At 61.6% G+C, this 19,634-nt stretch carries 21 protein-coding genes and 2 pseudogenes; 5 read left to right on the forward strand and 18 right to left on the reverse strand.

Translation table 11 applies throughout. The features are described from left to right. Positions 1 to 137 precede the first annotated feature (137 nt). Positions 138 to 1,097 carry an amino acid ABC transporter permease gene (locus ACODSV_RS29005; protein ID WP_024072925.1) on the forward strand — a complete coding sequence of 320 codons (960 nt, stop codon included), beginning with the start codon at positions 138 to 140 and terminating at the stop codon, positions 1,095 to 1,097. Further along, positions 1,090 to 1,824: an amino acid ABC transporter ATP-binding protein gene (locus ACODSV_RS29010; RefSeq protein WP_024072926.1), complete on the forward strand. Its 735-nt coding sequence runs from the start codon at positions 1,090 to 1,092 to the stop codon at positions 1,822 to 1,824. The genes ACODSV_RS29005 and ACODSV_RS29010 overlap by 8 nt, the downstream gene beginning before the upstream one ends. A gap of 72 nt (positions 1,825 to 1,896) precedes the next feature. Here the strand turns inward: ACODSV_RS29010 and ACODSV_RS29015 are convergent, their stop codons facing one another. The 13 genes and pseudogenes from ACODSV_RS29015 to ubiE form a co-directional block, all read right to left on the reverse strand. Continuing rightward, positions 1,897 to 2,760, reverse strand: a complete 864-nt coding sequence (locus tag ACODSV_RS29015; RefSeq protein WP_411741555.1) for a methyl-accepting chemotaxis protein — start codon at positions 2,758 to 2,760, stop codon at positions 1,897 to 1,899. After that, positions 2,755 to 3,804, reverse strand: a pseudogene (locus tag ACODSV_RS29020) (methyl-accepting chemotaxis protein); the annotation flags it as partial. The pseudogene ACODSV_RS29020 and the gene ACODSV_RS29015, both read right to left, overlap by 6 nt. A gap of 138 nt (positions 3,805 to 3,942) precedes the next feature. Next, the gene (locus ACODSV_RS29025; protein ID WP_370694634.1) at positions 3,943 to 4,815 is read right to left on the reverse strand and encodes a methyl-accepting chemotaxis protein; all 873 of its coding nucleotides are present in this window, start codon (positions 4,813 to 4,815) and stop codon (positions 3,943 to 3,945) included. Continuing rightward, positions 4,801 to 5,859: pseudogene (locus ACODSV_RS29030) on the reverse strand (methyl-accepting chemotaxis protein); the annotation flags it as partial. The gene ACODSV_RS29025 and the pseudogene ACODSV_RS29030, both read right to left, overlap by 15 nt. Before the next feature lie 102 nt (positions 5,860 to 5,961). Further along, positions 5,962 to 6,669, reverse strand: coding sequence for a 16S rRNA (uracil(1498)-N(3))-methyltransferase (locus ACODSV_RS29035; protein ID WP_024072929.1), 708 nt, complete (start codon positions 6,667 to 6,669; stop codon positions 5,962 to 5,964). Then, positions 6,666 to 7,457, reverse strand: a complete 792-nt coding sequence (tatC, locus tag ACODSV_RS29040) for a twin-arginine translocase subunit TatC (RefSeq protein ID WP_024072930.1) — start codon at positions 7,455 to 7,457, stop codon at positions 6,666 to 6,668. The genes ACODSV_RS29035 and tatC overlap by 4 nt, the downstream gene beginning before the upstream one ends. Further along, on the reverse strand, positions 7,454 to 7,876 hold the full coding sequence (gene tatB / locus ACODSV_RS29045) for a Sec-independent protein translocase protein TatB (protein WP_024072931.1): 423 nt from the start codon (positions 7,874 to 7,876) through the stop codon (positions 7,454 to 7,456). Before tatB ends, tatC begins: the two co-directional genes overlap by 4 nt. Before the next feature lie 10 nt (positions 7,877 to 7,886). Then, positions 7,887 to 8,165: a twin-arginine translocase TatA/TatE family subunit gene (locus ACODSV_RS29050; RefSeq protein ID WP_024072932.1), complete on the reverse strand. Its 279-nt coding sequence runs from the start codon at positions 8,163 to 8,165 to the stop codon at positions 7,887 to 7,889. A gap of 25 nt (positions 8,166 to 8,190) precedes the next feature. Next, the gene (locus tag ACODSV_RS29055; protein WP_150055816.1) at positions 8,191 to 8,523 is read right to left on the reverse strand and encodes a phosphoribosyl-ATP diphosphatase; all 333 of its coding nucleotides are present in this window, start codon (positions 8,521 to 8,523) and stop codon (positions 8,191 to 8,193) included. A gap of 2 nt (positions 8,524 to 8,525) precedes the next feature. Next, positions 8,526 to 8,918, reverse strand: coding sequence for a phosphoribosyl-AMP cyclohydrolase (gene hisI / locus ACODSV_RS29060; protein WP_024072934.1), 393 nt, complete (start codon positions 8,916 to 8,918; stop codon positions 8,526 to 8,528). 42 nt (positions 8,919 to 8,960) lie between these two features. Further along, positions 8,961 to 10,565, reverse strand: coding sequence for a ubiquinone biosynthesis regulatory protein kinase UbiB (gene ubiB / locus ACODSV_RS29065; protein WP_024072935.1), 1,605 nt, complete (start codon positions 10,563 to 10,565; stop codon positions 8,961 to 8,963). Next, a complete protein-coding gene (locus tag ACODSV_RS29070) occupies positions 10,562 to 11,185 on the reverse strand; it encodes a ubiquinone biosynthesis accessory factor UbiJ (protein ID WP_150055815.1) in 624 nt (207 codons plus the stop codon). The genes ubiB and ACODSV_RS29070 overlap by 4 nt, the downstream gene beginning before the upstream one ends. Further along, positions 11,185 to 11,955, reverse strand: a complete 771-nt coding sequence (ubiE, locus tag ACODSV_RS29075; protein WP_003171186.1) for a bifunctional demethylmenaquinone methyltransferase/2-methoxy-6-polyprenyl-1,4-benzoquinol methylase UbiE — start codon at positions 11,953 to 11,955, stop codon at positions 11,185 to 11,187. The genes ACODSV_RS29070 and ubiE overlap by 1 nt, the downstream gene beginning before the upstream one ends. 144 nt (positions 11,956 to 12,099) lie before the next feature. On the opposite strand from ubiE, the gene ACODSV_RS29080 reads away from it, so the two are divergent. The 3 genes from ACODSV_RS29080 (at position 12,100) to ACODSV_RS29090 (ending at position 13,863) form a co-directional block, all read left to right on the forward strand. Beyond that, entirely contained in the window at positions 12,100 to 12,375 is a 276-nt protein-coding gene (locus ACODSV_RS29080; protein WP_024072938.1) for a polyhydroxyalkanoic acid system family protein, read from the forward strand. Positions 12,376 to 12,480: 105 nt separating this feature from the next. After that, on the forward strand, positions 12,481 to 12,903 hold the full coding sequence (locus ACODSV_RS29085) for a phasin family protein (protein ID WP_024072939.1): 423 nt from the start codon (positions 12,481 to 12,483) through the stop codon (positions 12,901 to 12,903). Positions 12,904 to 12,915: 12 nt separating this feature from the next. After that, entirely contained in the window at positions 12,916 to 13,863 is a 948-nt protein-coding gene (locus tag ACODSV_RS29090) for a phasin family protein (protein WP_024072940.1), read from the forward strand. 47 nt (positions 13,864 to 13,910) lie between these two features. Here ACODSV_RS29090 and ACODSV_RS29095 read toward each other — a convergent pair whose 3' ends face one another. From ACODSV_RS29095 to ACODSV_RS29115, 5 genes are all read right to left on the reverse strand, one after another. Continuing rightward, the gene (locus tag ACODSV_RS29095) at positions 13,911 to 14,531 is read right to left on the reverse strand and encodes a TetR/AcrR family transcriptional regulator (protein ID WP_150055814.1); all 621 of its coding nucleotides are present in this window, start codon (positions 14,529 to 14,531) and stop codon (positions 13,911 to 13,913) included. A 27-nt stretch (positions 14,532 to 14,558) separates the two neighbouring features. After that, positions 14,559 to 16,241, reverse strand: a complete 1,683-nt coding sequence (gene phaC, locus ACODSV_RS29100) for a class II poly(R)-hydroxyalkanoic acid synthase (protein ID WP_102625139.1) — start codon at positions 16,239 to 16,241, stop codon at positions 14,559 to 14,561. An 88-nt stretch (positions 16,242 to 16,329) separates the two neighbouring features. Beyond that, on the reverse strand, positions 16,330 to 17,175 hold the full coding sequence (gene phaZ / locus ACODSV_RS29105) for a poly(3-hydroxyalkanoate) depolymerase (protein WP_024072950.1): 846 nt from the start codon (positions 17,173 to 17,175) through the stop codon (positions 16,330 to 16,332). 147 nt (positions 17,176 to 17,322) lie between these two features. Next, positions 17,323 to 19,002: a class II poly(R)-hydroxyalkanoic acid synthase gene (gene phaC / locus ACODSV_RS29110; protein WP_024072951.1), complete on the reverse strand. Its 1,680-nt coding sequence runs from the start codon at positions 19,000 to 19,002 to the stop codon at positions 17,323 to 17,325. A 249-nt stretch (positions 19,003 to 19,251) separates the two neighbouring features. Continuing rightward, the gene (locus tag ACODSV_RS29115; RefSeq protein ID WP_024072952.1) at positions 19,252 to 19,629 is read right to left on the reverse strand and encodes a gamma-butyrobetaine hydroxylase family protein; all 378 of its coding nucleotides are present in this window, start codon (positions 19,627 to 19,629) and stop codon (positions 19,252 to 19,254) included. Positions 19,630 to 19,634: the final 5 nt, after the last annotated feature.

Consider the following 19,634-nt stretch of genomic DNA (forward strand, 5'->3'; position numbering starts at 1 on the left):
GGGCTGCTTCGCAGCCCAACGCGGGGCAAGCCCGCTCGCCACAACAGGCCCGCTCAGCACAGTAAGCCCGCTCGCCACAGAGCAAGCCCGCTTGCCACATCAGGTGCGCGTACCCCGATTCTTTTGGATGTTGAGTAATGAAACAGAAAAAAGCCCAATGGCCCTGGCACCTGCTGACCGTGGTCGTGCTGGTCGGCCTGGCGGGCGCCTTGTATTACGCCACTTCGCTGATGTCCTACGAATGGCGCTGGAACCGTGTACCGCAATACTTCGCCTACCAGGCCGAAGAGTCCCAGCGCGCCGCAGACATTTCAACCGTCGTTGAACTGGTGCGCAAAGGCGATGTGGCCGAAGTCACCCTGCGCAACGATGCCGGCGTCGAACAACGCGTGAGTGTGGCCGGCAACAGCCTGCAAGTGGCGCGCGGCGATGATGTGGCCGAAGGCGATGTCATCGGGGTTAACCGCCATTGGGCGTTGGGCCCATTGATGTGGGGCTTGTGGACCACGTTGTGGCTGTCGGTGGTGTCCGGGATTCTCGGCCTTGCGATTGGCCTTGCCACCGGATTATGCCGGCTGTCCAATAATCCGACCCTGCGCGATCTGTCGACGATCTACGTCGAACTGGTGCGCGGTACGCCGCTATTGGTGCAGATCTTCATTTTCTATTTCTTTATCGGCACGGTGCTCAACCTGTCCCGGGAATTCGCCGGGATCGCCGCGCTGTCGCTGTTCACGGGCGCCTACGTGGCGGAAATCGTCCGCGCCGGCGTGCAGTCCATTACCCGTGGCCAGAACGAGGCGGCTCGCTCCCTGGGCCTGAGCGCCAGCCAGTCGATGCGCCATGTGGTGCTGCCGCAGGCCTTCAAGCGCGTGCTGCCGCCGCTGGCCGGGCAATTTATCAGCCTGGTGAAAGACACCTCGCTGGTCTCGGTGATCGCGATTACCGAGCTGCTCAAGAGCGGGCGCGAAGTGATCACCACCTCGTTCTCGCCGTTTGAAATCCTGTTCTGCGTCGCAGGCCTGTACCTGCTGATCAACCTGCCGCTGTCGAAAATGGCCAGCCGGCTTGAGCGGAGGCTCGCACAAAGTGATTGAAGTCCGCGATCTGGTAAAAGTCTTCGACACCCGAGGCCATGTGGTGCGCGCGGTGGACCATGTGACCACTCAGGTGGCCAAGGGCGAAGTGCTGGTGGTGATTGGCCCGTCAGGCTCGGGCAAGTCCACGTTCCTGCGGTGCCTCAATGGTCTGGAAGAGTTCGATTCGGGCTCGGTCAGCATCGATGGCCTGCAACTGGCCGACCCGAAAACCGACGTGAATGCCTATCGGCGTGAAGTCGGCATGGTGTTCCAGCACTTCAACCTGTTCCCGCACATGACGGTTCTGGAAAACCTGTGCCTGGCGCAAAAAGTCGTGCGCAAGCGCGGCAAGAAGGAACGCGAAGCCAAGGCCCTGGCACTCCTGGAAAAGGTCGGCATCGCGCAAAAGGCCAATGAATTTCCGTCGCGCCTGTCCGGCGGCCAGCAGCAGCGGGTGGCGATCGCCCGTGCCCTGGCGATGGAACCCAAGGTGATGCTGTTCGATGAGCCCACCTCGGCCCTCGACCCGGAAATGGTCGGCGAAGTGCTGGACGTGATGAAGACCCTGGCCCTGGAAGGCATGACCATGGTTTGCGTCACCCATGAAATGGGCTTTGCCCGTGAAGTGGCAGACCGTGTGTTGTTCTTCGACCACGGCAAGTTGCTCGAAGATGCGTCTCCGGCGCAGTTCTTCGACGCGCCGAAAGACCCGCGTGCCCAGGCGTTCCTGCGCCAGGTGTTGTAGCGCTGATGGTTCTTGGGGAAAGGGCTCTGTGTGGTGGGCGAGCACGCTCACTCACCACGCGTGCCGTGAACCTCAGAGCTTGAACTTGCCGACCAGCGCCTGCAAATCCAGGCTCAGCCGCGTCAACTGAACGCTCGCCGCCGCCGTTTCTTCACTGGCGGCGGCGGTTTGTTCGGTCACGTCCCGTACCTTCAATACGCTGCGATTGATCTCCTCGGCCACCGCGCTTTGCTCCTCGGCGGCGGCGGCTATCTGTGGGTTCATTTCCTGGATCACCGATACCGTGCGCGCGATGGCCGCCAGCGCGTCGCCCGCGTCGCGGCTCAGGCCGACGCTGAAATCGGTCAAGTTGCGGCTGCTGTCCATGATGTCTGCCACCTGCCAGGTGCCGTTGTTCAGGCCGAGGATCAGCCCTTCGATTTCCTCCGCCGACGCCTGGGTACGTTGGGCCAGGCTGCGTACTTCATCGGCCACCACGGCGAACCCTTTGCCGGCATTGCCCGCGCGTGCCGCTTCGATCGCCGCGTTCAACGCCAGCAGGTTGGTTTGCTGGGACACCGACTTGATTACATCCAGCACACTGCCGATCTTGCTGCTTTCCTGCTGCAGCGTCAGCATCGCTCGGCCGGAGAGCGCCATTTCATCGGCCAACTGGCCGATTTGCTCAATCACCTGCGCAACCACCTTGTCCCCCACGTTGGCCAGTTGGTCTGCCTCGGTGGCCGCGAGCGAGGCTTTTTCGGCATGCCGTGCGACCTCCTGGGCCGTGGCGAGCATTTCGTTCATGGCGGTGGCGACTTGGTCGGTTTCAATTTTCTGATGGTTGACTCCGGCCAGGGTCCGCTCGGTCACGGCGGACAGTTGCCCGGCCGAGCTGGCAATCTGTCGGGCGCTGTCACCAATGCCACTGATCAGGTGGCGCAGGTTACGGGTCATCTGCCCGATGCTGTGCTGCAAATGGCCCAGTTCATCCCGGCGTTCCACCTCGGCGGTGTGGCGCAGGTCGCCCTCGGCGATGCGATTGGCGGTGATCAGTACCTGACGCAGCGGCACGGCAATTTGTCGGGCGATCCACCAAGCGGCCAGCGAGCCCAGCAATAAGGCGCCGAGGGTCACGCTGATAAGCAGTCGACGTGTGTTGTCCGCCTCGTTGTCGCGCTTGAAGATCTGGCTGTCGATCACCTGTTCGCTCTGTTCAAGCAACTGGTTGAGTTGGTGTTCAAGTCGGTTCTGGACCGTCTCCGTGACGACTTGGGCTTCCTTGAGCGTGATCAACTGCGCCCGATAGGCGGCCACGCCTGCCTTGAGCAAGGCCGAGTCCACGGGCAGGCTGGTCACGGCCGCTTGAGCGACGTCCAGGGTGTCAAGGGTTCGGCCCACCCCTTCGGCATAGGCATTCAATGAGACGGCGGCCCAGGCGGGCGCCTGGGCGCGATCCTCGGCCCGTGCCATGGCCTGGCGCAGGTTCTCGATGGCGTCGAGGGCCTGCTGGTCATTCTGGTCGGGCAGGTCGCTGGCCACTTGGGTGAGGGTATCGCTGGCCTGGAGGCTGGATTGATGCAGGGAGGCGTGGATGGCTTCTCGCCGTTCGATCAGGGGCGGTAGCTCTGTCAGGCCGGTCTTGAAGCCGATCACCAGGCGCTCCGCTTCCTGAATGCGCTGCAAGTCGGCCGGGGCGAGCAGATGGTTTGACAGATAACTCAGGTGTTGGCCGATTTGCTCGATCCGCGTGTTCATGGCGTCGAGGCTGGCCGTGTCCGTCAGGGTTCGATACACGATACGGTCGGCGCGCACCGCTTCGGCGGCCGCAGTGAGTTGACCCTGGACCGTCAGGTTGGCTGAGCGGAAAAGCGCGACATTCAAGGCTTGCCAGCCGGTTGCGGCGATGATGAGGCTGAGGATCAGCACTTGGCCGAACCCCAGGGCGAGCTTGAGGCGGACGCTGGCATTGGCCAGCAAGCGGATCAGCCGAGGAAACATGGTGAACCTCCGAATCGGAATAAACGCTTCGTTAGAAACGCTAAAACGATTCGAGGTGATGGCGGGCTGATAACTGCGTAGGAAATTTCACAAGTTGTCGTGTGGCGGCGACCTGGAAGGGGCGCCGCGCATGACCGGTCAGATGCGGAAGCGTCCGACCAGGGTTTGCAAGTAGTTACCCAGGCGCGCGAGTTCGGCACTGGACGCGGCCGTTTCTTCACTGGCGGCGGAGGTCTGCTCGGACACATCGCGCACGTTCAGTACGCTGCGGTTGATCTCCTCGGCCACCGCGCTTTGTTGCTCGGCCGCCGTGGCGATCTGTGAGTTCATCGTCTGGATGGTCGACACGGTGCGAGTGATGCTCGCCAGGGCGCTGCCGGCCCGGCGGGTCAGCTCGACACTGCTGTCGGTGAGCCCACGGCTGTTGTCCATGATGGTCGCCACTTGCTGGGTGCCGCTTTGCAGGCCGACGATCAGTTCTTCGATCTCTTCGGTGGACTTCTGGGTGCGTTGGGCCAGGCTGCGCACCTCATCGGCCACCACTGCAAAACCACGCCCGGCCTCGCCGGCGCGCGCCGCTTCAATGGCGGCGTTCAGGGCCAGCAGGTTGGTTTGCTGGGCCACCGACTTGATCACGTCGAGCACGCTGCCGATCTTGTCGCTTTCGCGCTTCAGATCGCCCATGGCCACCGTGGAATTACCGACCTCCGTGGCCAGGCGCTCGATCTGGGCGATGGCTTCACCGACTACCTTGTCGCCTTCGCGGGCCTGCTGGTCGGCGGCTACGGCGGCTTCGGAGGCTTCTTCCGCGTTGCGGGCGACTTCCTGCACAGTGGCCGCCATTTCGTTCATGGCCGTGGCCACCTGGTCCGTCTCGACTTTCTGGCTGTTGACCCCGGCGCTGGTTTGCTCGGTGACGGCCGAGAGCTGCTCGGCAGCGCTGGCAATCTGGGTGACGCCTTCGCTGATGCCGCCGATCAATTCGCGCAAGCCGACGGTCATGCTTTGCATGGCGCGTTGCAGTTGGCCGAGTTCGTCCTGGCGCTCCGACGTCAGGTTTTGGCTCAGGTCGCCCGAGGCGACGCGCTCGGCCAACTTGAGGGTCTGGCTCAGCGGGATGATGATCTGGCGGGTAATGGCCCAGGCGGCGACCAGGCCGAAGATCAACGCCAGCACGGTGGCCAGCAGCAACAGGTACTTGGCTTGTGCAGCGTCGGTGTCACGCACCACGGTCTGGGAGGCCGTGAGTTTTTCGCTATGGCTGAGCAGGATATCGCCCTGGGCACCCATGGCCTTGAGTGCTGCCGCGCTGGCCACCTGGGAGTCACGGTACTGGCTGACGGCCGCGCGATAGGCTTGCAGCGAGACGCTGGCCTGTTGCAGGTTGGCCTGGTAGTTGGCCGGCAGTTGGCCTTCCAGCTCGGTGATTTTTTTCAGGGCGTTGTCGATGGCATCAAGGGCCGGTTGCTCGGCTTCGACCTTGGCGCTGTAGGTGTAGCCGCGCACTTGGAAGCGCGCTTGCTGGATCAGCTTGCTCAGGCTGACCACGTTGTTGAACTGGGTGACGCTGTCGCCTTGCAGCAGGGATTTTTCGACTTCGCCTATCTTGAGCACGGCATTGTCGGCGGTATCGCCCAACTTGCTGCGCGCGTTTTCGCGATTGGCACCGGCTTGTGCCATGTCGTTGAAGGCTCGCTTGTACTGCTCCACGGCCGCCAGTTGCTCGTCGATCAGGGCGACGTCGGCCGGTTGTTCGATCAGGGTGCGGGCGGTCTTCAGGCCGCTGTCGAGCTGGTTCAGCAACTCGCTGACAGCGCTGGTGCCTTGCTCGCCACGGCGCATTTCGTAGTCCAGGCGGGCCAGACGCAGGTCTTTGGTCAAGGCATTGAGGCTGGAGATATACCCCAGTTTGTCGCCACGACTGATCACATCACCCAGGCCGGTCCAGCCAGTGAAGGTGATCACCAGCGTCAGCAGCAGTACCAGACCAAAGCCGACGCCCAGTTTGGTTTTGACGCTGACATTCCCCAGCTTTTCGGCTAACCAACGATACATGCTGCGAACTCCCCTGGAGCAAAGCTTAGATTTATTCAGGGGGTATCGGCCTGCAAACGGGATTCTGTAGCGCCGTGGTGCGACTGTGGGAGGGTCGTGTGGTTAGAAGAGGCGGGCGAGCAGGGCAGTGACGGCGGTTTCCACGCGCAGGATGCGAGCGCCCAACTGCACCGGCTGCAGGCCGGCCTTGGCCAACAGATCCACCTCGTAGGGAATCCAGCCGCCCTCCGGGCCGATGGCCAGGGTGACCGGCTCGTCCAGGGCACGCGGGCAAGGCGGATAGTCGCCGGGGTGGCCGATCAGGCCGAGGGTGCCTTGCGTCATGGCCGGCAGGCGGTCTTCGACGAATGGCTTGAAACGTTTTTCGATGATGATTTCCGGCAGCACCGTGTCCCGAGCCTGCTCGAGACCGAGGATCAGTTGCTCGCGAAGCGCCGCAGGCTCCAGGAACGGGGTTTGCCAGAAGCTCTTCTCAACCCGGTAGCTATTGAGCAGGACCACTTTCGGCACACCCATGGCCGCCACGGTTTGCAGCACCCGACGCAGCATCTTCGGGCGCGGCAGGGCGAGCAACAGGGTCAGGGGCAGTTTGGCCGGGGGCGGCAGCTCGAAGCTGACTTGCAGCTCGGCCTCGCGGGCGTCCAGGCGCAGCAGTTGCGCATTGCCCATCAGGCCGCCGATGCGCCCCACGCGCAGGTTGTCGCCCACCGCCACACGGTGGACGTCCTGCATATGCACCAGGCGCCGATCACGCAGCACCACCCGGTCGGCCGCGATAAAGTCGGCCTCCTCCAGCAGCAGCAGGTTCACGGCTGGGTCGCTGGCGGCTGGTCATCGTCGGCGGGTTGGTCATCCGGGTGCTCGCCCCGCTTGCTGATCAGGCCGCTGAACAGGATGCCAATCTCGAACAGCATCCACATCGGCACCGCCAGCAGGGTCTGGGAGAAGATGTCCGGCGGCGTCAGGATCATGCCGACCACGAAGCAGCCGATGATCACGTACGGGCGGACCTTCTTCAGGTACTTCACGTCGACTACGCCGATCCATACCAGCAGCACCACGGCCACGGGGATCTCGAAGGCCACGCCGAAGGCGAAGAACAACGTCATCACGAAGTCGAGGTAGCTGGTGATGTCGGTCATCATCTCCACGCCAGCGGGGGTGGCAGCGGCGAAGAACTTGAAGATCAGCGGGAACACCAGGAAGTAGGCGAATGCCATGCCGGTATAGAACAGCAGGATGCTCGACACCAGCAACGGCACGGCGATGCGCTTCTCATGCTTGTACAGCCCTGGTGCGATAAAGCCCCAGATCTGATGCAGGATCACCGGGATCGCCAGGAACAGCGAGACCATCATCGTCAGCTTCAACGGCGTCAGGAACGGCGACGACACATCGGTGGCGATCATCGTCGCGCCGGCCGGCAGGTACTGGCGCAAGGGCGTGGAGACGAAGGTGTAGATCTGCTGGGTGAAGGCGAACAGCCCGGCGAAGATCACGAAGATTGCCGCTACGCAACGCAGCAGGCGGGTACGCAGCTCGGTGAGGTGCGAGACCAGCGGCATATGCTGGTCGTTTTCCGGTTTATCAGCGCTCATGGGGCTCGCGGCGGCAATGTAGGGTCATGGGGAGCGGGCGACGCCACGGGCGCCGGCGCTGGCTCTGTCGGGGTAGCGGTCGGGCCTGGCGCGACCGGTGTGGCTTCGGTCGCTGCGGGTGTGGGCGCGATGCTGTGCTCGGCCACAGGCTCCACCGGTTTGGCCGGCTCCTGCACCGGCGACAGAATTTTGCGCGCCTCTTGCTCCAACGACAGGATGTGTTCGTTGTGCAGTTGGCGGCGGATTTCATCGGCGCCGATTTCCCGTTCAACTTCCTGTTTGATGGCGTTGAAACTGCGTTTCAGGCGCCCGATCCACAGGCCGGCCGTGCGTGCGGCACCGGGCAGGCGTTCCGGCCCCAGCACCAGCAAGGCCACGAGGCCGACGAGCAGCAGTTCAGAGAAGCTGATACCAAACATTAGTCAGTGCTCACGAGTCTTTGCGGGTCGGCTCTTCGACTTTTTCAGCCTGCACGTCGAAGGTACGACGCTCGGTAATCGGCTGGGCGGCCTGCGGGTGGACAGGCTGGGCCGGCGGCACCGGGTTGACGACGGGCTCGGCCGGTTTTTCGTCGTCGTTCATGGCCTTGCGAAAGCCCTTGATCGACTCGCCGACGTCAGTGCCGAGGTTTTTCAGTTTCTTGGTGCCGAACACCAGTACCACCACCACCAGAATGACGATCCAGTGTTTCCAGTCAAAAATGCCCATGCTGCAATTCCTCGTTAAAAGTTATTCAGGCGGACGGGCGCGAGGCCTTTTCGGCATGCCCGGACAGGCCGAAGCGACGGTCCAGTTCATCCAGCACGGCCTGTGGGTGCTGCCCCAGTTGGGCGAGCATGACCAGGCTGTGGAACCACAGGTCGGCGGTTTCGTAGATCACATTGCTGCAGTCGCCGCTGATCTCGGCATCCTTGGCAGCGATGATCGTCTCGACGGATTCTTCGCCGAGTTTTTCCAGGATCTTGTTCAGGCCCTTGTGATACAGGCTCGCCACATACGAGCTGTCGGCGTCCGCGCCTTTGCGGTCTTCCAGCACCTGGGCCACACGGTTCAGGGTATCGCTCATGTTCAGTGTCCTGCCGAATAAATGGCGTGCGGGTCTTTGAGTACCGGTTCCACCACCTTCCATTCGCCGTTCTCGAACACGCGATAGAAGCAGCTGTGGCGGCCGGTGTGGCAGGCAATGCCGCCGATCTGCTCGACCATCAGGATCACCACGTCGGCGTCGCAGTCGAGGCGTATCTCGTGCAGGGTCTGCACGTGCCCGGACTCTTCGCCCTTACGCCACAGTTTGCCACGCGAACGTGACCAGTAAATGGCGCGCTGCTCGGCGGCAGTGAGGCTCAGGGCCTCGCGGTTCATCCAGGCCATCATCAGCACGCGCCCGGTCTTGTAGTCCTGGGCAATGGCCGGCACCAGGCCGTCACTGTCCCACTTGATCTCGTCCAGCCAGTCTTTCATCGTTCGGCTCCGGCAATTTGCGACAGTGTATAACCGGATCGGCTATCGACGCACGATCAGATAAACACCCACGGCGACCATGATCCCGGCCGGCCAGTGGCCCAACTCGTTCAATGGCCCGCCGATGGCCAGCATCACCCCGCCCACCAGGTGCGCGGCCCCCAGCAAGCGCAGGAACCAGTCATCCTTGCGCTGTTGCCACGGTGGCGACGGGTCCTTGGCGTGGGGCTGGGACATGCGCTCCAGCAGGTCGCGGGTCATATTGGCCAAGTGCGGCAGCTGTTCGACCTGGCTTTGCAGGTTGCCCAGCAGGGTTTTCGGGCTGACGCGCTCGCGCATCCAGCGTTCGAGGAACGGTTGTGCGGTGTTCCACAAGTCGAGGTCCGGGTACAGCTGACGGCCCAGGCCTTCGATGTTCAGCAGGGTTTTCTGCAAAAGAACAAGCTGCGGCTGCACTTCCATATTGAAGCGTCGCGCGGTCTGGAACAGGCGCATCAGCACCTGGCCGAAGGAAATATCTTTTAACGGTTTTTCGAAGATCGGCTCGCAAACGGTACGGATCGCCGCTTCGAATTCATTGAGCTTGGTTTCTGCCGGTACCCAGCCCGAGTCGATGTGCAACTGCGCCACGCGGCGGTAGTCGCGCTTGAAGAAGGCGAACAGGTTGCGTGCCAGGTAATCCTGGTCTTCCGGGGTCAGGCTGCCGACGATGCCGCAGTCGATCGCGATGTACTGCGGGCTCCACGGGTTGACGGTGCTGACGAAGATGTTGCCTGGGTGCATGTCGGCATGGAAGAAGCTGTCGCGGAACACCTGGGTGAAGAAAATTTCCACGCCACGCTCGGCCAGCATTTTCATGTCGGTGCGCTGGTCGGCCAGGGTGGCGAGGTCGGTGACCTGCACGCCGTAGATACGCTCCATTACCAGCACTTTCGGGCGGCACCAGTCCCAGTAGACTTGCGGCACATACAGCAGCGGCGAACCTTCGAAATTGCGCTTGAGCTGGCTGGCGTTGGCCGCTTCGCGCAGCAGGTCGAGCTCGTCGTAGATGGTTTTTTCGTAGTCGGCGACCACGTCCACCGGGTGCAGCAGGCGCGCATCGGCAGAAAAGCGTTCAGCGGCGCGGGCGAGGATAAACAGCCATGCCAGGTCCTGGCCGATGATCGGCTTGAGGCCCGGACGGATCACCTTCACCACCACTTCTTCGCCGGTCTTGAGTTGCGCGGCATGCACTTGTGCCACCGAGGCCGAGGCCAGGGGCTCGACGTCGAAGCGGCTGAACACGTCGCTGATTTTCTTGCCCAGTTGCTCTTCGATCAGCTTCATCGACTGCTGCGAATCAAACGGCGGCACGCGGTCTTGCAGCAGCATCAGTTCGTCGGCGATGTCTTCGGGCAGCAGGTCGCGGCGGGTCGAGAGAATCTGCCCGAACTTGATAAAGATCGGCCCCAGGTCCTGCAGGGCCAGGCGCAGGCGCGCGCCACGGCTCAGTTCCAGCGGCTTGCGCGGGAACCAGCGCCACGGCAGCACATAGCGCACCGCCAGCAGGAACCAGGGGAGAGGCAGGGCGAACAGCAGGTCATCGAGGCGGTAGCGGATTACGACGCGCTGGATACGAAACAAACGGCGGACGGCGAGCAGCTTCATGCGTTATCGCTTGGATCAAGGGAACGGCTCAGGCGCTCGAAGCGTGCCTCAAGGCGTTCCAGGTCGATTTTGGCCTTGTCGAGTTCGCGAAAGCGCGCTTGCGCTTCCCGTTGTCCGACCAGGGTGCGCGATTCTTCGCTCAGGTATTCGGCGAGGTTCTGGTTGAGGCTGGCGAACCCCTGCTGGTACCAGCGTGCGCGGCTGCGCAGGTGCCCGCTGATCAGTTGGGTGGCGACTGGGCCGATCCATTGTGACAGCTCGTATTCCCAGTCCAGCTCCAGGTCCTGCAGCACGGCGGCCAGGTCCATCAGCACCGCGCTATCGCCTTCCAGCTCCACTTCCGGGCCATGCAGGATGGCGGTCTTGTTACGGCTCAGCGCCAGATGCAACAGGCTGGAGGCCGACGCGCGCAGGGTGCAGTCGGCCTCGGCAGCCCAGTGGCTGGCAAGCAGCAGGCCTTCATCGCTGGGCAGGATAAACAGCTGCAAGGCAGGGCTGCGGCAGTCGACGGCAATGATCTTGCCGTTCAGGTGCGCGAGCCGTGCCAGGGCGGTGCTGTCCAGGTGCAGTACACGGTTGAGGCCGTGTTCGACGCTGGCGAGAAGACCTTTGAGCAGCATCAGGGCTTGATGCCGCGGTGCAGGGCGACGATGCCCGACGTCATATTGTGGTACGTCACGCGGTCGAAACCGGCCTCCACCATCATCGACTTCAGGGTTTCCTGGTCGGGGTGCATGCGGATCGACTCGGCCAGGTAGCGATAGCTTTCGGCGTCATTGGTGATCAGCTTGCCCATCAACGGCATGAAGGCGAACGAGTAGGTGTCGTAGACCTTGGACATCAGCGCGTTGGTCGGCTTGGAGAACTCCAGCACCAGCAGGCGGCCACCCGGCTTGAGCACGCGCAGCATCGAGCGGATCGCGTCTTCCTTGTGGGTCACGTTGCGCAGGCCGAAGGCGATGGTCACACAGTCGAAATGGTTGTCGGGGAACGGCAGCTTTTCAGCGTCGGCCTGGACGAATTCGATATTGCCGGCCACGCCTTTGTCGAGCAGGCGATCGCGGCCGACCTTGAGCATCGAGCCATTGATATCTGCCAGCACCACCTGGCCGGTCGGGCCGACGAGCTTGGAGAACTTGGCCGCCAGGTCGCCCGTGCCGCCGGCGATGTCCAGCACGCGGTTGCCGGTGCGCACGCCCGACAGCTCGATGGTGAAGCGTTTCCACAGGCGGTGCATGCCACCCGAGAGCACATCGTTCATCAGGTCGTACTTGGCGGCTACGGAGTGGAACACCTCAGCGACTTTTTCCGCTTTCTGGCTTTCCGGGACGTTCTTGAAACCGAAGTGAGTGGTGGGTTCGGCATCGCTGCCTTTGCGCTGATCAGTCATATCGCTGTCACCAAAAGAGAATGCGGGACATGATAATCCCCAAGGCCTGCTTTGTCTTGGCAAGGCTGAAGGTAAGATAGAGGGCCACCGAGACCTTTTGCCGCATGGCGGGTGTTCCAGTCGTTATAAAGAGGAGTCATTGCAATGGCCCGTATTACCGTTGAGCGCGCACATTCCCTGGGTAAAGAAGGCGCACGCGCCAAGGCCGAAAAGTTGGCGAGCAAACTCCAGGAGCAATATGGCCTGGAGCCGTCGTGGTCTGGCGACACCTTGAACCTCAAGCGTTCGGGGGTTAAAGGCACGGTGTGGGTGGCGGATGATTCGCTGCGTATTGATGTGGAACTGGGCCTGTTGATGTCGGCCATGAGTGGCACCATCAAGTCCGAAATCGAGAAAGCCCTGGATAAAGCCCTGGCCTGATCCGATTGCTCTTAGGGTGCCGATTCTAATTTTTCAACCTACTTTGTGCCCAAGCCCTCAACTCCTGTGGGCCGTTCCTCCACCCTATTCTGCGTGAGGTGCACCATGGCCAAAGTTATCCTGAAGAAAAAAATCGACGCTCAGACCACTGCCCTGAGTGACGTTAAAAGCTACGCCCGCAAGATCTGGCTGGCAGGTCTTGGGGCCTACGCCAAGGTCGGAAGCGAGGGCGGCGAGTACTTCAAAGAGCTGGTTAAAACTGGCCAACATGTTGAAAGTAAAGGCAAAAAAGTTGTAGTTGAACAACTGGATGCTGCCAATAGTCAGATTGACCAAGTAAAGAGTAATGTCTCCAGCGTCAAAGGCCTGGTTGAAGTTCAGCTGGATAAAGTTGAAAAAGCTTTTGATACTCGTGTTGCAAGTGCCTTGAATCGAATCGGCATTGCGACTAAACATGACGTGGAGACACTCTCTGCTAAGCTCGAAGAGCTGACGGCATTGCTCGAACGTGTCGCGCGTAAACACTAAGGAGACATCGGGATGGCTGTTAAAAAGACTACTCAGAAAGAAGGCAGCTCGTGGGTCGGGAAAGTTGAAGAATATTCCCGCAAAATCTGGCTCGCTGGTTTAGGCGTTTACTCGAAGATCGACAGTGACGGCAGCAAACTCTTCGAGACGCTGGTTAAAGACGGCGAGAAAGCCGAGAAGTTGACCAAGAGCACGGTGGGTAAAAAAGTTGAAGCGGCGAAGGCAACTGCCGGCTCCGCCAAGTCGAGCATTTCTGACACTTGGGGCAAGTTGGAAGAGACGTTCGATAAACGCCTCCACAGTGCTATTTCGCGGCTTGGGGTGCCAAGCAAAGCGGAATTGAAGGCGCTGCATAGCAAGGTCGATACCCTGACCAAGCAGATCGAAAAGCTCACCGGCGCCAAAGTGACTCCGGTGAAAACCGCAGCCGCCAAACCGGCAGCCAAGCCTGCCGCTAAAATCGCTGCTGCCAAGCCCGCCGCGAAAGCCGCTGCCAAGCCTCTGGTAAAAGCTGCCGCCAAGCCGGCTGCCAAGGCTCCAGCCAAAGCTGCCGCCAAGCCAGCAGCCAAGCCAGCGGCAAAAACCGCAGCGGCCAAACCGGCTGCCAAGCCTGCCGCTAAACCAGTGGCCGCAAAAGTGGCTGCCAAGCCAGCAGCTAAACCTGCAGCCAAGGCAGCTGCTAAACCCGCCGCCAAGCCAGCAGCAAAAACCGCAGCCGCCAAACCCGTTGCCAAGGCAGCCACTGCAAAACCTGCAGCCAAGCCAGCGGCCAAACCGGCCGTCGTGAAGAAGCCAGCTGCGGCCAAAAAACCAGCGGCGCCCAAGCCAGCTGTAGCGGCCAAACCTGCCAGTGCACCCGCATCCACTGCTTCCACGGCCAACTCGGTGTCCGCACCGACGCCCGCAGCTGTGGCTCCGACTGCAGCGCCGGTTACCCCGACGCCGTCCAGCCAGTCCTGATCTTTTTGGGACAAAAAAATGCCCGGCCTGTAGAGGTCGGGCATTTTCTATGGCGCGTGATCCACGTACTTGAGCGCGAAACGCTCGGTGGCCTGCCGCGCGGTGGGCAGCAGATGCGGCGCCACCAGCATCATGATCTGGTAGATCACCACCTGCACTTCGCCTTCGCGGTCCAGAATTCGCTGGTAATCCAGAGAGAACAACAGGGTCATGGTGATCTGTTCTACCAACTGCCCAAGCGCCTGGGTATCACTGACCAACTGCCCCGATGCCTTCAACCTCGCAAGCAATGAAGCAAGGGTGCGCTTGAGCGCTGTGAGCAGGTTGCGAATGCCCTTGGCCAGTTTCGGCAGGCGCCCCGCCAGGTTTGACAGATCCTGGAACAAAAACCGGTAGTGAGCCATATGCTCGATGATCAAGTGCAGGAACAGCCAATAGTCCTCGGCTTCCAGTTGGGCGTCTGCCGGTGGGTCGAGCAGGGGCATCAGCTCACTCTGGAAGCGCTCGAACAGCCCGAGCACCAGTGGCTCCTTGCCATGGAAGTGGTAGTAGAGGTTGCCGGGGCTGATCCCCATTTCATTGGCCACCTCCATGGTCGACACGTTCGGTTCGCCCTTCTGGTTAAACAGCTGCAGTGCGCATTCAAGGATACGGTCGCGGGTCTTCATCCAGTCTTCTTAATGTGATCGTTGAGCTCAGCGCACGCGCACGTAAGTGCCCGGCGCCGCTTCCATCGGTGGGTAATTCTGGTTGCCCAGGGCGGTGAGGGTTTCGCGCTGTACGCCTGAGCGTTGCTGGATCCACTCCAGCCACTGCGGCCACCAACTGCCCTCGACGTGATTGGCGTCGTAGTACCAGGCCCGTGGGTCGCTGCTCAGCTTGGGGTTCTCGACATAGTTGGCCTTGGGGTTACCCGGCGGGTTGAGGATGCTCTGGATATGCCCGCTGTTGGACAGCACGAAGCGCCGGTCGCCGCCGAGCAACTGGGTGGAGCGGTACACCGCGTCCCACGGCGTGATGTGGTCGTTGATCCCGGCCACGCTGAAGCTGTCCACCGTGACCTTCTGCAAATCGATAGGCGTGCCGCATACCTCCAGGCCACCGGGGTGGCTCAGGGGGTTGTGCTTGAAGAAGTCCAGCAGGTCGCCATGCAGTGCGGCGGGCAGGCGCGTGTTGTCGTTGTTCCAATACAGGATGTCGAAGGCCGGCGGTTCCTTGCCCAGCAGGTAATTATTGATCCAGTAGTTCCAGATCAGGTCGTTGGGACGCATCCAGGCGAACACCTTGGCCATGTCGCGGCCCTCGAGCACGCCTTGCTGGTAGGAACGGCGCTTGGCGGCTTCGAGGGTTTGTTCGTCGGCGAACAGGGTGGCGGGGCTGTCAATCTGGCTGTCCAGCAGGCTCACCAGGTAGCTGGCGCTGGAGATGCGCCGCAACTGGCGCTTGGCCTGCAAATGGCCTTGCAGGGCGGCAATGGTCAGGCCCCCGGCGCAGGCGCCCATCAGGTTGACTTCGCGGGCACCGGTGATGGCCCGGCAGACGTTGAGCGCTTCCTCCAGCGCCGCCACATACGTGGACAAGCCCCATTCGCGATGACGCACATCCGGGTTGCGCCAACTGACGATAAAGGTTTGCAGGCTGTTCTTCAGTGCGTATTGCACAAAGCTGTTGGCCGGGCTCAGGTCGAAAATGTAGTACTTGTTGATTTGCGGCGGCACGATCAGCAGCGGCTTGGCGTACTGTTTTTCGCTCATGGGCTTGTACTGGATCAGCTCCAGCAGCTCATTGCGAAACACCACCGAGCCTGGGGTCGTGGCCACGGTCTTGCCGACTTCGAACGCCTGCTTGGTCACCTGGCGCGGCAGGCCGTTGTTGTGCAGCAGGTCGTCGAGCAGGTTGCTCACGCCGCGCACCACGCTGTTGCCGCCGGAGTTGAGCAACTCCTTGACGGCCAGCGGGTTGAGCAGGGTGTTGGAGGGGGAGACGGCGTCGTTGAGCAGCGAGAAGGCAAAGTGCGCACGGGCCCGGTCGTCGCTGCTCAGGGTGCTGTCGTCGATCCAGTGGCGGACTTCTTTCTGCCAGCTCAGATAGGCCTGCAGGCTGCGTCGGTAGAAGGGGTTGAGCGTCCAGGTCGGGTCCGTGAAGCGGCTGTCGCGCGGGTTGGGCTCATGCACGGTCTCACCCAGCAGCACGCGCCCCAACTGACCGCCCAGGGCCAGGGCGTGACGGGCGGTGTGCAGCGGGTTACGCCAGCCGTGGGCGGCAACGCTGCGCAGGGTCGACAGCAAATCCCGACCGCGCAGGCCGGTGATCGCGTTTTGCGCGTTGATGAACGCGGCGGGGGTGGGCGCCGGGTTCGTCACGGGTCTTTCTCGCATGAGCCAACACTCCTTCGTCAAGCCATCAACAGGCACGCCAATTCAGAACCATAGTCGGTTCTCGGCAAGTTGCGCGGCGGTGTGGTCCTTACACCGCTGGTCGCGGGTGAATCACGGCCCGCATGCGCTCCTCCTCGAGAAATTTCATGATGATCGGTGCCACGGCTTCAGCCCGGGTGATCAGGAACAGGTGGCCGTCATCGATGATGTGCAACTGTGCGTTGGGAATGCGCCAGGCCAGCATGCGCATGTTGACCAGCGGGATCAGCGGGTCGTCGTCCCCGGCCAGCACCAGGGTCGGCTGGCGGATCTTGTGCAGCCAGTGGATGCTGGTCCAGCCCAGCCCCGCGAACAGTTGCCAGTAGTAGCCCAGCTTGCCGGCCGAGCGCACTTTGCTGGCGTGCTCGGCGGCCAGTTTCGAGTCGCGGCGGAACGAGCCGCCATAAATCATCGGCGCAATGCGCACCACGTGGGACGGTTGGATATACCGCCGGGGGCTGGCCATCAGCCACAACACTTTCGGCTTGCCCGGCACCATCACCGCACCGGCGGCGGTGGCAGCGAGGATCAGCTTCTTGCAACGCTCCGGGTAGTCATAGGCAAATTGCTGCGCCAGTGCGCCGCCCCAGGACACACCCACCACATTCACCTGGCCATAATCCAGGTAATCGAGCATGCGCGCGGTGAGCTTGGCCAGGCCAGGGAAACGATACGGCCGTTTGGGCGTGGACGAACCGCCCACCCCTGGCACATCGAAGGCAATCACTTCCAGGTCCGGGTCCAGGGCCTGGACGAACGGAAACACCAGCTCAAGGTTGGCGCCGATGCCGTTGAAGATCAGCAACGGTGTCAAGTGGGGCTTGCCCGGGCGTACCGCCGTGCGGATGGTCTGGCCATCCAGGTCGATGGTACGGAAGATGAACGGTTGCGGCATGCTCAAGCCCTGTGAAGTATTGCAGTCCGAGTGAGGTCAGTGTGGGAGGGGGCTTGCCCCCCGATGGCGGTGTATCAGTCACCACAGTATCAACTGGTCCACCGCTATCGGGGGCAAGCCCCCTCCCACATTTGAACGCATTTCAATCTAGCGTTCGTGCACATAGGTGCCTGGCGCCGCCTCTGCTGCGGCGTAGGTTTTATTGCCTAATGTTGTCGGAGCCTTCTTCAGCTTGCCCGCTCTTTCCGCCTGCCACGCCTGCCAATGCAGCCACCACGAGTCAGTGTGCTTGGTCGCATTCTCCTGCCATTCAAGCGGCTTGCCCGCCAGGCTGTCGCTGGTCTGGTAGCGTGCCTTGGGGTTGCCCGGTGGGTTGAGGATGCTCTGGATATGCCCGCTGCTGGACAGCACGAACTCTACTTTGCCGCCAAACAGCTGCGCCGACTTGTAGCAGGACTGCCACGGCGTGATGTGGTCGTTGGTGCCGGCCAGGGAGTAGATGTCGGCGGTGACCTGCTTGAGGTCGATCGGTGTACCGCACACTTCCAGGGCGTTGGCGCGTACCAGTGGGTTGTTCTTGAACAATTCGATCAGATCGCCGTGGAACGCGGCGGGCAAGCGCGTGGTGTCGTTGTTCCAGAACAGGATGTCGAACACCGGCGGCTCGTTGCCCAACAGGTAGTTATTGACCCAATAGTTCCAGATCAGGTCGTTGGGGCGCATCCAGGCAAACACCTTGGCCATGTCGCGGCCTTCCAGCACACCGGCCTGGTAGGAGTGGCGCTTGGCCGCTTCCAGGGTCTGCTCGTCGACGAACAGCGCCACCTGGGTGTCCAGGGTGGTGTCCAGCACGCTCACCAGCAGGGTCAGGGCGTTGACCTTCTTCTCACCCAGCGCGGCGTAGTGGCCCAGCAGGGCGGTGCAGGTGATGCCGCCGGAGCAGGCGCCGAGCATGTTGATGTCTTTGCTGCCGGTAATCGCCGTGACCACGTCCACCGCTTCCTTGAGCGCCTCGATGTAGGTGGACAGGCCCCACTCGCGCTGGGCCTTGGTCGGGTTGCGCCAACTGACGATAAAGGTCTGCTGGCCATTGCGCAGGCAGAAGCGCGCCAGACTCTTATCCGGGCTCAGGTCGAACACATAGAATTTGTTGATCTGCGGCGGCACCACCAGCAACGGGCGCTCATGCACCTGCTCGGTGATCGGCTTGTACTGGATCAGCTCCAGTACGTCATTGCGAAACACTACCGCGCCTTCGGTGGTGCCCAGGCTCTTGCCGACTTCAAAGGCGCCCATGTTGACCTGGCTCGGCATGCCGCCGTTATGCACCATGTCCTTGGCCAGGTGGGACAGGCCGTCGAGCAGGCTCTTGCCGCCGGTTTCGAAGAAGCGCTTGATTGCCGCCGGGTTGGCCGCGCTGTTGGTGGGGGCCATGGCTTCGGTCATCAGGTTGATCACGAAGTGGCCGCGACTGATGTCCTGTTCCGACAGGTTGCTGTCGCCGATCCAGTCGTGCAGTTCCTTGCGCCACGCCAGGTAGGTTTGCAGGTAGCGTTTGTACAGCGGGTTCTGGCTCCAGGCCGGGTCGTGAAAGCGACGGTCATCGTTTTCGGGTTGCAGCTGCGATTTGCCGAACATCACGTTCTTCAATTCAACGCCAAAATGGGCGACGTGCTTGACGCTGTGCAACGGCTGCTTGATGGCTTGGGTCAGCACCATCTTGGCCGAGGCCAGTAAATCCTTTTTACGTAACGCGATGATCGGGTTGAGCCCCAGGGTGTTTTCCGAGGCCTGGCGTTTCAAGTCATCGTTATTCTTGTTACTCATCTACGACGCTCCATTGTCCGAAAGACGAGTACCGGGTACCGCTGCGCACCAGTTTTCGATACACAACACAAGCCAGGTACTGCGACTCGGGTGACCGTTGATACCGCATCGTCAAATGCAGGGAACTTGCCAGTTCCATTGGTTACCCGAGTTTAATTTTTTTCGCAAGCGGGCCAATCGTTGGCCACGCGACAGGGCATTCAAGCAGATGAAATTAGAAAATGCCCTCTAAAGAGCAAGAAGCCTGGGCTAGAGCATCAGCCGTACGACCGACTGACTCGGGTCGCGGGTTTTGCCGGCTGCCTTGAGCTCGGCGAGGTAGTCAGCCCACAGTGCGTCCTGACGCACGGCCAATTGGTAGAGGTAGTCCCAGGTGAACAGTCCGCTGTCATGTCCGTCGTCGAAGGTCAATTTCAGTGCGTACTGGCCGGCCGGTTCGACCTTGCTCAAGCGCACGTTGAGCTTGCCGAATTGCAGGATGGGTTTGCCGTGGCCCTGGACCTCGGCGGAGGGCGAGTGAACCCGTAGGAATTCGGCGGGCAACCGGTAGGCCTCATCGGGCCCGTAGGTGAGGCCGAGGGTGTTGGAGGTTGTGTGCAGGTTTACAGCAGTAGGAAATTTGGACATTGATG

The sequence above is a fragment of the Pseudomonas sp. FG86 genome (assembly GCF_057808775.1).